This window comes from Paraclostridium dentum (assembly GCF_012922555.1).
GTDB lineage: Bacteria > Bacillota > Clostridia > Peptostreptococcales > Peptostreptococcaceae > Paraclostridium > Paraclostridium dentum.
In genome coordinates this window covers 85,675-98,978 of record NZ_WIPK01000007.1, presented here as the reverse complement: position 1 = coordinate 98,978, position 13,304 = coordinate 85,675, and the positions used below count along the sequence as shown (strand labels likewise).

General features: G+C 25.8%; 19 protein-coding genes. 5 read left to right on the top strand and 14 right to left on the bottom strand.

The annotated features are described in order from the left end of the window. The first annotated feature begins 136 nt into the window (after positions 1-136). Complete coding sequence (locus tag GFJ41_RS11940) at positions 137-1,261, top strand: C40 family peptidase (protein ID WP_170075424.1); 1,125 nt, start codon at positions 137-139, stop codon at positions 1,259-1,261. A gap of 208 nt (positions 1,262-1,469) precedes the next feature. Here GFJ41_RS11940 and GFJ41_RS11935 read toward each other — a convergent pair whose 3' ends face one another. From GFJ41_RS11935 to GFJ41_RS11925, 3 genes are all read right to left on the bottom strand, one after another. Beyond that, positions 1,470-1,994: a GNAT family N-acetyltransferase gene (locus tag GFJ41_RS11935; protein ID WP_170075423.1), complete on the bottom strand. Its 525-nt coding sequence runs from the start codon at positions 1,992-1,994 to the stop codon at positions 1,470-1,472. Positions 1,995-2,062: 68 nt separating this feature from the next. Beyond that, positions 2,063-2,476, bottom strand: a complete 414-nt coding sequence (locus tag GFJ41_RS11930) for a hypothetical protein (protein WP_170075422.1) — start codon at positions 2,474-2,476, stop codon at positions 2,063-2,065. Then, a complete protein-coding gene (locus GFJ41_RS11925; protein WP_170075421.1) occupies positions 2,473-2,913 on the bottom strand; it encodes a LytTR family DNA-binding domain-containing protein in 441 nt (146 codons plus the stop codon). Before GFJ41_RS11925 ends, GFJ41_RS11930 begins: the two co-directional genes overlap by 4 nt. A 305-nt stretch (positions 2,914-3,218) precedes the next feature. Between GFJ41_RS11925 and GFJ41_RS11920 the strand changes: the two genes are divergently transcribed. After that, entirely contained in the window at positions 3,219-3,755 is a 537-nt protein-coding gene (locus tag GFJ41_RS11920) for a GNAT family N-acetyltransferase (RefSeq protein ID WP_170075420.1), read from the top strand. A gap of 118 nt (positions 3,756-3,873) precedes the next feature. Here the strand turns inward: GFJ41_RS11920 and GFJ41_RS11915 are convergent, their stop codons facing one another. Further along, positions 3,874-4,809, bottom strand: coding sequence for a 2-keto-3-deoxygluconate permease (locus GFJ41_RS11915; RefSeq protein WP_170075419.1), 936 nt, complete (start codon positions 4,807-4,809; stop codon positions 3,874-3,876). Positions 4,810-4,903: 94 nt separating this feature from the next. Beyond that, positions 4,904-5,224 (bottom strand): DUF3784 domain-containing protein, encoded by a 321-nt coding sequence (locus tag GFJ41_RS11910; RefSeq protein ID WP_263348436.1) that lies wholly within the window; start codon positions 5,222-5,224, stop codon positions 4,904-4,906. 187 nt (positions 5,225-5,411) lie between these two features. Between GFJ41_RS11910 and GFJ41_RS11905 the strand changes: the two genes are divergently transcribed. Further along, entirely contained in the window at positions 5,412-5,729 is a 318-nt protein-coding gene (locus tag GFJ41_RS11905) for a hypothetical protein (protein ID WP_142730950.1), read from the top strand. Positions 5,730-6,250: 521 nt separating this feature from the next. On the opposite strand, the gene GFJ41_RS11900 is transcribed toward GFJ41_RS11905, so the two are convergent. Continuing rightward, positions 6,251-6,754, bottom strand: a complete 504-nt coding sequence (locus GFJ41_RS11900; protein WP_170075418.1) for a site-2 protease family protein — start codon at positions 6,752-6,754, stop codon at positions 6,251-6,253. Between the two features lie 264 nt (positions 6,755-7,018). Here GFJ41_RS11900 and GFJ41_RS11895 point away from each other — a divergent pair, with 264 nt between their 5' ends. Then, complete coding sequence (locus GFJ41_RS11895) at positions 7,019-7,183, top strand: hypothetical protein (RefSeq protein ID WP_170075417.1); 165 nt, start codon at positions 7,019-7,021, stop codon at positions 7,181-7,183. A gap of 99 nt (positions 7,184-7,282) precedes the next feature. On the opposite strand, the gene GFJ41_RS11890 is transcribed toward GFJ41_RS11895, so the two are convergent. From GFJ41_RS11890 to GFJ41_RS11860, 7 genes are all read right to left on the bottom strand, one after another. Then, positions 7,283-8,449: a YkvI family membrane protein gene (locus tag GFJ41_RS11890; protein ID WP_035118003.1), complete on the bottom strand. Its 1,167-nt coding sequence runs from the start codon at positions 8,447-8,449 to the stop codon at positions 7,283-7,285. A 414-nt stretch (positions 8,450-8,863) separates the two neighbouring features. After that, a complete protein-coding gene (locus GFJ41_RS11885; RefSeq protein WP_170075416.1) occupies positions 8,864-9,511 on the bottom strand; it encodes a hypothetical protein in 648 nt (215 codons plus the stop codon). Between the two features lie 73 nt (positions 9,512-9,584). Further along, positions 9,585-9,758, bottom strand: coding sequence for a hypothetical protein (locus GFJ41_RS11880; RefSeq protein WP_170075415.1), 174 nt, complete (start codon positions 9,756-9,758; stop codon positions 9,585-9,587). 34 nt (positions 9,759-9,792) lie between these two features. Next, positions 9,793-10,086 (bottom strand): YciI family protein, encoded by a 294-nt coding sequence (locus GFJ41_RS11875; RefSeq protein ID WP_035117892.1) that lies wholly within the window; start codon positions 10,084-10,086, stop codon positions 9,793-9,795. A 170-nt stretch (positions 10,087-10,256) separates the two neighbouring features. Then, positions 10,257-10,916 (bottom strand): VanZ family protein, encoded by a 660-nt coding sequence (locus GFJ41_RS11870; RefSeq protein ID WP_226890257.1) that lies wholly within the window; start codon positions 10,914-10,916, stop codon positions 10,257-10,259. A gap of 315 nt (positions 10,917-11,231) precedes the next feature. Beyond that, a complete protein-coding gene (locus GFJ41_RS11865; protein ID WP_021428764.1) occupies positions 11,232-11,465 on the bottom strand; it encodes a BhlA/UviB family holin-like peptide in 234 nt (77 codons plus the stop codon). Between the two features lie 40 nt (positions 11,466-11,505). Further along, positions 11,506-11,691, bottom strand: coding sequence for a hypothetical protein (locus GFJ41_RS11860; protein ID WP_035117895.1), 186 nt, complete (start codon positions 11,689-11,691; stop codon positions 11,506-11,508). A gap of 299 nt (positions 11,692-11,990) precedes the next feature. Here GFJ41_RS11860 and GFJ41_RS11855 point away from each other — a divergent pair, with 299 nt between their 5' ends. Next, positions 11,991-12,221 (top strand): hypothetical protein, encoded by a 231-nt coding sequence (locus GFJ41_RS11855; RefSeq protein ID WP_021431878.1) that lies wholly within the window; start codon positions 11,991-11,993, stop codon positions 12,219-12,221. 82 nt (positions 12,222-12,303) lie between these two features. On the opposite strand, the gene GFJ41_RS11850 is transcribed toward GFJ41_RS11855, so the two are convergent. Next, positions 12,304-13,293 carry a CPBP family intramembrane glutamic endopeptidase gene (locus GFJ41_RS11850; RefSeq protein ID WP_035117896.1) on the bottom strand — a complete coding sequence of 330 codons (990 nt, stop codon included), beginning with the start codon at positions 13,291-13,293 and terminating at the stop codon, positions 12,304-12,306. Positions 13,294-13,304: the final 11 nt, after the last annotated feature.

The following is a 13,304-nucleotide window of genomic DNA, read 5'->3' as shown; positions in this document are numbered from 1 at the left end:
ATTTACCTATTTTTTACTAAAAAATACACTGTGATTTAGAAAAACTTTTGCGAATTTATTCATAATTTATTCATAATTATGTAGTATTCTTTAACAAGTTACAAAAAAGTTACAAATAAATGGAGGAAGAGTAATTATGTTAAAGAGAAAATTTTTAATACCTATGACTGCTATTATGATAGTATCATCAAGTATGAGCGCTTTTGCAAATGATGATAAAGAAAGTACAAAAAGTGAAGATGAGTATAAAAAGATAATATATAAAACTGCTAAAGTTAATGCTAAAAGAGGGCTTAATATAAGAAATACCCCTAAAGTAAAAGATGCAAATAAATTATATGCAGTTCCAAAAGGTACTGAATTTGAAATATTAGGGCAAGAAAATGATTGGTATAAAGTTGAACTTAAGAATGAAAAGTCAGGATGGATAAATTCAAATTATGTAGATGTAAATAATAAATCATTATATATAAGTGCTGACAATGTAAATTTTAGAGAAGATAAAAACTTAAATTCTAAAGTATTTAAAGTTTTAGATGAGGATACAAAGGTAGAATTTTTAGAAGACAATGGAGAATGGATAAAGGTTAAATACGATGGTAAAGAAGGATATATATATAATAAGTACATAACAGACGAAAAGCCGGTTATAAAAATAAAAGAGGAAGTAGTAAAAGGAATCACAAGCTCAAGTGTAAATGGAAACACTACTCAACAAATTAGTAAACCACAAGAGAATGGTAATATTGAACAAAACAATGAAAATAATGAAACTGATGTAATTCAAAATCCATCAGCAAATACTGATAAACCTGAACAAGATATAAATACTGGAGCAGAAAATAGTAAGCCTGAAGAATCACAAAATCCTCCAGTAAGTAATTCTAGTAAACAATCAGCAATAGTTAATTTAGCTTATGCTCAGTTAGGAAAACCATATGTATGGGGAGCTGAAGGACCTAACTCATTTGACTGTTCAGGTCTTATGACTTATATATTTAAAAATGCTGGAAGTATTAACTTACCTAGAACATCTAGTCAACAATCTAACTTTGGAACGACTGTAAGTAAATCTAATTTACAGCCAGGCGATTTAATATTCTCGAGTACTGATGGAAGCGGCGGAGTGAGCCATGTTGGAGTATATGTTGGCAATGGAGAAATGATACATGCACCTAAACCAGGAGATGTTGTAAAGAAAAGCAATATAAACACAAGTTATTGGAATGGGACTTACTTATGGGCAAAGAGAGTTATATAAAAACTAAGTCTAATTATATAAAAGTATATTTACCTCAAAATTAAAATTTATTCATACATAAATTTAAGAATATAAAGAATACTATAGATAAACCTTAAAATTTTGTTCTATATTGTAACCTCATTAAATTTTAAAAAGTTATATAAATATTAAAAAATAGTTAAGGTGTATTTGTAACTAAATACACCTTAACTATTTTTATTATACATTACTTAGATAAATGTTCTGATTTTACTAAATCTAGCGTAATTAAATTATTAGCAATACTAATTTCTCTAAACCCAGCACTTTTATGTCCGCTTATGGCACTTTTTCTATCTAAAGGAATCACATTTCTTAAAACTTTCACATTAAAGTCATTGAAGGCTATTTCTGCAAGCTTTAATAATCCTTTTGAACAATATCCTTTGGATCTATGCTTGCTTTCGATAACTATACCTATAAGGTGTAAATCATTTTGAGCATCATAGTAAAAGCATACATCACCTACAAACTCGTCAGTTTTACTATTTACTATATACGCGTAGTATCTAGCTACTCTTTCAGACACCCACTTAGAATACCATTCACTCCAATACTTTTTAGAAAAATCAATGCAACCTGTTTCGTTATTATAGTTTTCAATTCCAAGGTTATAACCTTTATTGTAAGACATGGTATCTTCCTGAGACAAAATTAGTTGTCTGTACTTAAGTTCTTCAAACGATGGAACATGTAAAATCAAATCGTTCATAATATAGAATTCCCCTTTTAATTAATAGTGTTTATAAGCCAAAGGATGTAGAATTTTTAAAGTTATAATTATTTTTTTAATAGATTATTTAGTTCTTTAGATGTTTTTGTATTATCCCACTTTGAGTAAAAATAAAAACCAATAATATGACCTATTATCGTAAGTATAAAGATCGCTAATATCCATGGTTTTATAAAGATAAACATATCCTGTGAAAATAACCATACAGCTATAATTCCTCCAAGTGTATTTATAACAGATGATATAGCAATTTTATTAAAAGCTTTAAGTGATGAGAAATTCCATAAAGCAGGATACATTACTCCAAATATAATTGCAGAAATAGCACATATACAAACTAAGTTCCAAGTATATTTAACTGATAATGATACATCTCCTAAAAATATAGAAATTAATAATAAGACCCATATAAATGTTAGTGAAAATATTTGAAAAAAAGATGATTTAAACTGTTTAATCATAATAATCTCTCCTTTATTATTTTTACATAATGTCTATTTACAAAGTGAAATGAGCCATCACTAAGTATTACTTCTAATCTTGCATTTGTGGCAGATGAAAACTCTTTAACTTCATTTAGATTAATGATTGTTTGATTGTTGATTTTTACAAAACCTTTATAATTAAGACCTTCTATTTCTTTTAGACGTTTATTTATCAAATAAAGTTCTTTAGATTTCATTTTTACACAACACATATTTCCTTCTGATTGAAATTTTAATATATCATTTATATTTACTTTGATTTTGCTATCATTTTTAGTATTTATAACTGTTAGTTTTGAAATTTGTCTTATGTAGTTTTCTAAATCATGTCCAAGGTTTACATTTTCAGGACAAACCTTAATTTCTACTTCATCTCTGCCTAAAATCTTATCTATCAAAATATTAATTTTCATTATTAACTCCTTTCTTGATTTAAATATACTATCAAAAAGTTTAATTATCTACAGATTTGTGTTTTGTTGCAGATTTTAATAGTAGAGTTACATATAATAATAATTTTTATATATGGAATAAGACATTTTAAATAATTAAATTGGAGTGAAATAAATGAATATAGGATTAAGATAGCGAAGTTATAAATTAAGCTAAATATAAAAATCTAAATTAGAGAGTATGAGAAGTTATTTTGATTATTTATAGAAATATAGGGTAGTAAAGTATACTAATATTATTTTATAAAAGGTTGGGGTGATGGTATATGTATAGTTTATTTAATGAATTTAAAGAAATAGAGTCTGATAAATACCTTTTGAGAAAGATATCATATTCAGATTCAAGAGATATCTTGGAAATGTACTCAGATGAGGATGTTATGAAGTTTAACTCAGGTCAAAAAATTAGTTATATAGAAGATATTATAAAGCTTATTGATGTTATAGATAAGGGATTTGAAAAAAAGTGGTTTATAAGATGGGGAGTAATTGAAAAAAGTACTAATGAGTATTTAGGAGATCTTGCTCTACACCATTTTGATGAAAATGAAAATAAAGTCCAAATTGGCTATATGTTAAAGAAAGCTCACTGGAACAAAGGAATCATGAGTGAAGCCGCTCCATTATTAATTAACCATGTAAGTGAAAGTACACCTGTTCAAACAATCGAAGCCCATATATATCCTCAAAATATAGCATCTATAAAGCTAGCAGAAAAATTAGGATTTAAATTTAAAGAACTATCAAGTGATGATAAGGACAAAAACAAAGTTAGAGTTATTTATTCGATGAAAGTAAGGTAAGTCTAAAAGTATATTAAAAAATAAAAAGACATTAAAATTAATTTGAATTTTAAATTTTTAATGTCTTTTCAGTGTATTTAAAAGATATATCAAAGTTATATATATTTAAAACTTTAGACTATAATGCTTTTTTAGAAATTAGTTTTTTTGTTAATACAGGAGTGATAATTGTAGTTATAATCATTACTAATGCAATTTGAGATATTGAAGTTGATACGAAAGATTCATAAGAGGTGTTTATTTGTGCTGCCAATACAGGTGCAGCTAAAGAGGTACCTGCAACAGATGCAGACGCTATAGAGATAAATCCAGTTCTTTTTAATATCTTTTTTTCAAAAATAAACATTGGAAGTGTAATTAATATATAGAATGATAGTGTTAATATAACTCCTGCAAGTCCTGAATTTATAGCATTTAAAATATTTATACTCCCACCAAAGCTTATGCCCAAGAAAGGAAGTAGTAAATTTGTAGCTGACTGGTAGGTAAACCTAATATTTTTATCTAGATTACCAAATATAACTCCTAAAATAAATGGTGATATAGTTCTAAATAAAGATATAAAGTCTATGCTGTGACCATTAACTGAACTAAGTATCATAACAGGTATAGATGGAACAATTATTAAATTTAGTAATCCAAATACAGAGGCATCAATCTCATCTCCAAAAGAATCGTTGAGTGCTAGATATAATCCTGGATTGTTGCTTATAAACACTGATGTTATAGATAGTATTGATATACCAAGTATGCTTTGCATTCCAAATACATTTACAAAAAATATACTAATTAAATACACCAAGAATAGTTTGAAAAGAATTAGAGTTCCTCCTATTTTTAACATAGGCTTTACCTGGGATATTTTAAACTGTGTACCTGATATGAATAACAATATAATTATTAGTGTCATAGTTCCTTTCGTAGTTAGAATTGAGGGGGTTATTCCTCCAACAGTGAATATTATAGGATAAAATGTATTAATTATAGATGTTATAATCATTGGAACTATAAGTAGTCCTCCTGGTATTTTTTTTATAGATTTTAAAATTTCCATATTTCCTCCTAGATTAGCTATTAAAGTGATATGGCATTTTAACATAGGGGAAAAATTAAGTCAAATTAAATATGAATTACTATGTATTTTTATATTAAATTTTGTATTTATCAAATACCTTATTGCTAAAACTAACATTCTTGCAAAAGTAAATTAACCAAACTAAAAATGCTATCCAAAAGCATAAATTAGATATAATCAAGCAACAAATACCGCCTATTAAAAATATTAGGCCATAGTTAAAAAACGTATTTCTAAAATCTTTGCTTAGACTTACCTCATCATAACCTTTTCTTTTATCCTTAGAAATTAAATTATATCCACCAATTAAAATACATGCTTTATCTTTAAAAATAAAAAATATAAATGATATTACAAAAAATATTCCTGCCATAGATAAAGAACTATAAAACACTCTAACGCCTCCCCTGATTTTATAATAGTATATAAAATGATTATAGCAATTTTAAATAAGAAATAGAGTATTAAATATATTAAGAAATCTTAATATTGTTTTTATACAAAAGTATATATCTTAACAACAAATTTATATGGATTTTAATAAAATATTATTAAATAAAATATAAAGGGGGGATACTAATATGTTATCCAAAGAAACTAGGATAGACTCATTTAAATCAAACATAAGAAATGCGATAAATAGTTTACAAAGTAATGATTTTAGCAATGCAAAGGAATATATACTTTCAGCTATTATGGAAAATTTTAATGCCGCTGAACCACATAATTTATTTGGAATTTACTATGAATTACAAGGTAATTTAGGATTAGCCAGAAAGCACTATAGGGCATCTATATGTTTAAATCAAACACTAGAGTGTGCAAACCGAAATTTAGAAAGAGTTTGTATGCTTAAGTATGTATGTAGTCAAGAATATATAGATTATGGAGAGCTATAAATAGCATAAAAAATAATCCAGCACAAATGAGAGTAAAAGTACTGGATTAAATATAATGTATAACTAAGTCAAATATAAATAAACCTTAGTTATACATATTAACATATTCATTAATTTTATTATTGATTCCTAAAATTTGTGAACTTTACAAGTTTAATTAAGTAATATTAATAAGAGCATTAAAAAAGAGTATATATATCTAAATTAATAAATCAATTTAGATATATATACTCTTTTTTAGATAGTCAGACTATAAATTTAAAACTTAAGCAAATGTACATTAAATTATCTATCCTTTTGATAAAGGGTATACACATTATAAATACTTAACAAAATAGCGAAAACTAATAAGATTAATTGTTTTGCACTCATTTTACCACCTCAATAAAATATATAATTATATATTTTATTTTAAATCTATGGACAAGTAAAGGAAACAAAATGTTACACAAATTTAAAATTAACGACAAAAACATAGTATTTTCCTGTTTTTGTAATTAGATCAATTAAAATCAAATACTCTAATTCAATATTTTCAAGTGTTGTAAGATTTTATACCCATCACTTGAAAACCCGACATAGGGTCTATAAGTGTATTTAATTGGAAAAATTGTAAATAAAAATTGGCTAAAACTAAAAATAAATATTCCATTATAAATCTTTATTAAAAAGTATGATAGATGATAATTATCTAAAATTATAAAAAATCGAAAAGCAATTAACAAAGATACAAGGGGTCCAGCGGCATTCATTAAAACTGATTTTAAATTATTATACATTGGATTCCAATTTACACAACCATATGATATATCCATTAAGGATGAATAACCATTAAAATAAATAGTTAACCTAGCAAACCTAAATTTCTTATTTAAACTAGATGTTCCTATGTAAATACTTACAATATCATCGGTAAGTATTAATGCGGAAATTGCATGACCTAACTCATGAAATAAAACTAAAATTGGCATTGATAAAATATATATGATTGGATAAGTTAAAAAATCTAAGCAACTTAAACTCATATTTCCACCCCTTAGATAATTATATTATCAACCATTCAAATACTATTCCGTAAAATACACATTGATAAAAATCTAACTAACTATTAAGAAATTTAATTATATGTATTGAGAATTGCAATTTTTAATATGCAGAATTTGATGATAGTATATTTATAAACAGAAAGCGCTTTCGAACTTTTAAAATTTTAAATTGAATTAGAGAATTATTTGGCAGTATAGACGATATTTGAAAGCACTTAATAAATATAAAATCAAACTACTAGAATGGGTAAAACTTTTATAAATAATCAAAAGCATATATTAAAAAATGAATGCTTTTTACCAGATGTTTATACTAGTGAAGAAATTCTAGAAAAAATGAATATAGATAATAAATGCCTTAAAAATCTTATAGAAGAAAACCATGTAAAAATACTTTCTATATTTTAAAATAGAAAAGGACTTAGAATCTAGGTTATTAAGATTCTAAGTCCTTTTATTTATTTTTAGCAATTAGCTATGAACTTGCAAAATAATTTATAATTAACTCTACTCTTCTACAATTACATTTTCTTGTGAATTTTGAGATTGTTGATTTAATTTGAATTTTTTATTTTTAATATGACCAACAGTAAGTACTGGTATTATTACAACGAAAATACCAATTATACCAGTATATCCGTATCCAATCTTAACTATGTTTGTAAGACCGAAAAGAGATATAGCCATAGATAGAATCATACAGCATAGAGAAAGAACTCCTCTTCTAACTGTTATGTTTGCTGGAACTTTAATAATATTTTCAAATCTTGCAATTGCACCGAATACACATCCTATACCAGTAGATATGAATGCAAGTAAAAGTACAATTGAGTACAATACTATAAGCCATCCTTTACCTATTTGCTTACAAATATAAAGAATAGGAAGAGTTTCTCCAGAAGTTCCTGGAAGCCATGCAAATAACATCATACAACTCAGTACGATCATTACACTGTTTAATACAAATCCTATTATAGTTGTTAAATTGATTTCCTTATCTGTTTTAAGAGGTTGACAGACACTTACAACTATTGACCATACTATAGCCTGGAATCCAGCATATTGTAGACCTGACCATAAGGCCTCCCAAACTGATGAAGTTGCATATCCAGTTGTTGCTAATTGAGTAAAATTATCAGCGTTTGCAGATATTCCTATATAACATATTAGAGTAAGACAAACGACTATTATGATAGTCATAAATGAAGAAGCACTTCTAATTAGGTTAGCACCAAATATTGTTAGTATAAATAATACTAGTCCGGTTACCACTACCCCTAGGTTGTAGCTAAGTCCAAATTCAGCAAATAATGCAGCTGCTCCGGCAATAGAACCTCCTGTAGCAAGTAAAACTATTATTAAATAACAAATTTCAAATACGATAGGTAATACCTTATCATACGGTTCATAAAGTTTTTTAGCTATTGTTCTGTAGTCATAAGCTTGATGATTTTTAGCCATAATCATTGTTTCTCTATAAACTAAAGCTATAATACCGATAATTAGGATTGGTATCCAGAATGTGTACCATCCATCTTCAACAAAGAAATTCATTGTCTGATTACCTGTAGCAAAGCCCCCACCTACATGAGCGGCAAACCAAACTGAAGCAACACCCAAAATTCCCTTAAAGTTAGGTTTAGAATTTAATGGATCTAAGTTATTGCTTTTCATCTTAAACATCTCCTTTGGTATAATTGTATTCACGTTTGTTGTTATTATAACAACAAACGTTTGTGTGAATTTTTTAGAATTGTATATTTGAAAGTTCTTGAAATCAAATAAGCAGGACAATTGAATGGGTTGAGAAATATATGAATGCAAGAATTCCTGCAATATAAGTATTTGATAAAGTTTTCCGATTTCCTTCTACAAAAAATTTAAAATTATTTTCGATTATTATTTATATAAACGTATTCAAGTAGTGCTATATATTGTTAACAAGCTACTTAATTAGAATTAAAATGGATATGTACGAGGAAAACTTATATAATTAATCATTAAAAATTTTAATATAAAATTTATCATATAACATTTCAATAGAGAAAAATATGTAGAGTTATTTAAGTTTTAATAAAAAAGTACTTACTATTTCAGTAAGTACTTTTTTATTAAATGATAGGCCTGTAAATCACTAATACCGTAATCTGTACCTTCAAGTAATAGCTTTTCAATTAGTTGATTTTCAGATAATGTATTATTATTTTTTATAATCATAGCAAGTTTTCCTTTATCTGATAAATAATCAAAATACAATGATATAGCTTTATCCATAATGGAATCATTGCATTTCACGTATTCTTTATTCAATAAGATTTTTTTATATAGTTCTGGATAACTTACAAGAGTAATAGGTGTTTTTTCTCGAATTATATTAAAACTTTCATCGTCAATTATAACTGTAAATACATTGCCTTTATACTTTCGAGTTTCTAGAAAACAAAGAATCGTTAATAAATTCAATTGGCAGAATGTATCTGATCCAAACCATAAAATGATTTCTTCATATTGTTCTAATTCTTTTATAAACTTAAAAAAAGCATTTAACTTTTTATAGTATTCTTCTATAGAAACATTAAGTTGAGATGCGCGATTTATACAAAATTCATTAGAAAATACATTTGATGTAGAATTTCCTACCATAATTGCTTCATTAAAAGGAATTCCTTTTGTACAAAATGTTCTTTCAAAGTATTTATTAAAAACCTCTCCATTTGTTATATTTGCTATTTTCATAGTATATATTTTACCTTCCAAAAACTAAATATTAAAAATTAATCATCTAAATTATACCATAGTATTATATAATCTAGATTTTCTTATTTCTTAACTTTATAACCTCAGATACTAGTTTTCCAGAAATGAGTGCTAAAGTTAAAGATATTAATATATTGGCTATTAAAATGCCTTTAAAAACCATTATATTTAGTAGCATTAAAATTGGTACAAGTGAGCTTAATATTATAAATTTTTCCTTTTGCATTCCATTCACCCCTTATGAATTTAATATGTTTAAGTTATTTAAACCATTCACTAGGTGATTGATTGAAATAATGAGCATCAAATTCTACTATTTTATAATCTTGTATATCATAAGTTTTAAAAGGTTCATTTGATAAATACTCATTCAATCTTTCAATAGACTCTGATTTCATAACAAATAGACCTCCACTCATATCTGATTTAAGTCCAGACATTAAGATCAATCCTTTGTCCATTGCTTTTTGAGTGTAATCCATATGCTCTTTCATAATAGTATCATCAATTTTATTTGGATTTTTTAGTATTCCTTCAACCATAAAATATTTCATCTTTTATCCTCCTAATTAAGTTGTATCATATATAAATAAATGTGATTATTACTAGTTTCAATTTAAATAATAAATACCCTTATGCTTACCAAATAAACAATAGATAATACTTAATTAGGATTTCTGATTACAATTAAAAGACAATATCTAAAATAAATAAATTTCTAATATTATATGTATAAAAAAGACCAGTTATAAAATAGGAATTCTCCTAAAATAGCTAATGAAAGGTACATAACGGCTTCATTTTTAGATATAGAATTTTTACTTATATATAAGCTAAATTTATTTTGATTATCTGTGTTAGATATAGACACAAATATAGGTAACTTAATTATGTACTTAAATAATTTAGTTACACATAACCATATTAAATATCCAAAAACAGCTCCCAATGAGTTCATCATTAAATCATCAATATCTGAAACCCTATGATTAAATAGTTGACAAAATTCAATTGCTAACGAAAAACATAGTCCAACACAAAACACTTTACTAAGATTCCTAAACTTACTCCAAATAAAAGGAAGTAAAAAACCTAGAGGCATAAACATTATAATATTTAAGATATATGTAGTAGCCCCTGATGAACTAAATGGAACTAAGTTTATTTCTTCTATTCGGATTATATTTCCAAATTGACCTATATCCCATATACTTCCTATTCCAGCTACGAGAATTGCTAAAGAAACATAAAGTAAGAAGATATAAACTTTTATTAAATGTGGTATTAAGTTTACTTTATCTTTAATTTTTCTAGATTTTATAGTAATTATTTGATATATAAAACAAGGTGTTATCACACAAAGAAGTGGGTAAATCATATACATAACTTTAAAACTTCTCCCTTCAAAATTAAATTTTTTAACTAATATAAATACTAACATTATTTTGGGATTATAAATCTTAAGATTTTCTTAAATTTGTATTCAAATATATAAGTAAATCTTACAATGATTTTACAGAGTATATGGAATCAGAGGGATATACAGTGGAACAGATGGGAAGAAAATTTGATTTGAAAAAAGGTAACTATAGAAATTTAGTTGTTGCTCAAGGGTTTATGGGAATATATCAAATATTGAGTGAAAAAGGATTGCTATTATATTAAATTATAATAGCAATCCTTTTTTATATGTAAACAACTAGTGTACTGTGTTTTCTAACTTACTCTTAATATCAGTTATGTCATCTGAAAGACGAGTCAGCATATCTAATTTACATGTCATAGTTTCTATTATCTCTTGATATTTTTCTTCTCTTTGTTCTTGTAAGATATCCCTTTTTTCTTGAGCTTTTAGTATGTAAAGTATCAATCCAAATGAAAGTAAAGCCCAAGAACCTTCTTTCCCAACAATATTGATAATTTCACTGATCAATATAAATCACTACCTTTCATAAAATATCTGTTTTTCAATGCTATAAATTTTGAATTTTTATTTTTAGAGATTCAAAATCTCTTTTTAAAAATTTGCTACCATTACAAATAATATTTGGTTCTTCCCCATCTTCAAATTCTTCAATTAAAACAGTATTAAATATATCTAACATCTCCTCTATATACCCTAATACAATTAGTTTTTCATCAGTAGAAAGCTGTTTCATTGAACCCCCCCAAAATTAGATTCTATAGCAATATTATATAGAACATATGTTCTATTTTCAACCTATTTTATAAAAAAAGTGATTGCACTTTTGTATTAAATAGTAAGTTTTAGATTTTTAAGTATTAAATATAATTATGTAAATAACTAAATTTAGCTATATATATTAATATTTAAATTGATTGATATAATAAACATATGATAAAATTTACTTATTAAAGTGATAACACTATTTAAAAATAAATTAAAAGACGTATTTAAATTTACACTATATTTCAAAATTGATTTTAGGAGGTAAAAATGGCAGTAAGTAAAGCGAATACAAGAACTATGGTAACGGTAAGTATGGATTTAAAAAAAGAGCTTGATTTAAAGGCAGAACGAGATGGAGATAATCTAAATACAGTTATTGTTAAAGCAGTTTATGAGTATCTGAAAAAAGATCCTTTAGTAGAAAAAACAGTTTTAAAAGATACTAAACACAAGTTAGAAAGAATAGAATACCTAAAACTAAAGAAAGAACAGTTATAGGTATTAATTATAATAGAGCTAAAATAACACCCAAGTCTAAATTTTAGAGTTGGGTGTTATTTTATAAAATTCAATATATATGTTAATTATCAATATATAATTTTTGATTAGATCGATATTCTTTTGTAAGTAAAAATGGCAAGAATACTATTGAATACAGTAAAATCTCATAAAAAAGAGTGTTTAGTGTATAAACTTTGCCGTATGAATTACCAATTATAGGTGCAATCGAGTTATTTAACAAATGTACTAGCATAGGAGCCCAGAGGTTCTCGGTTTTCATGTAAGTATATCCTAAAAATACTCCAAGGGTAGTACAGGCAATTATATGAGTAATAATACAGTATATTGGACTTTCAGGGCTATACAAAGTTACACAAAGGGGTAAATGCCAAATCCCCCATATTGGACCTAATAAAATAACTCCTAATCTTTTTCCGTAAAGATTTTGTAAGCGAGGTTGTAAGAAGTATCGCCAGCCAAACTCCTCTCCAAAGAATAGATTACAACCAAAGACTACATTTAAACCTACTATAAATAAAACTCTCATAATTGAATCTAAAATATTTATAGGACTAATTTGCATATATTTTAATTGTGATAAATTGCTAATTGTAGTTATTGCTAAAGAAATCAATATTACAAATACAACTTTTTTAAAGTTTTTATTAAAGCATAAATTTAAAATTTCGAAATCAGATGAATTCATAAAAATGCTAGTTATAAGATAACAAGATACTAGAACATCTACTAAAAAAGATATCCTTAGGTTGTTTATAAACAAAGATTCAATTATACATAAAATTATCTTTGTAATTGTGGCAATAGAAAAGATATTAAAAAATCTATATATTGACGAGGGAAAAGCATAATAAGAACTTCTATTTAAAACTATAATTGCTGAAAATGCGGGAATGTACATAAATAATCCTGCAAAGCTTGATAAAAATGAAATGCTGTTTGGTTTTGCAGCGCGAATAAATATGAAAATAGATATAAAAGTAATTAAGCTAAAGTTAATTATCAAGAAGTCCCTTACTTCTTTTTTTATAACCTTAATATCACTACACATTTTAATCCCCC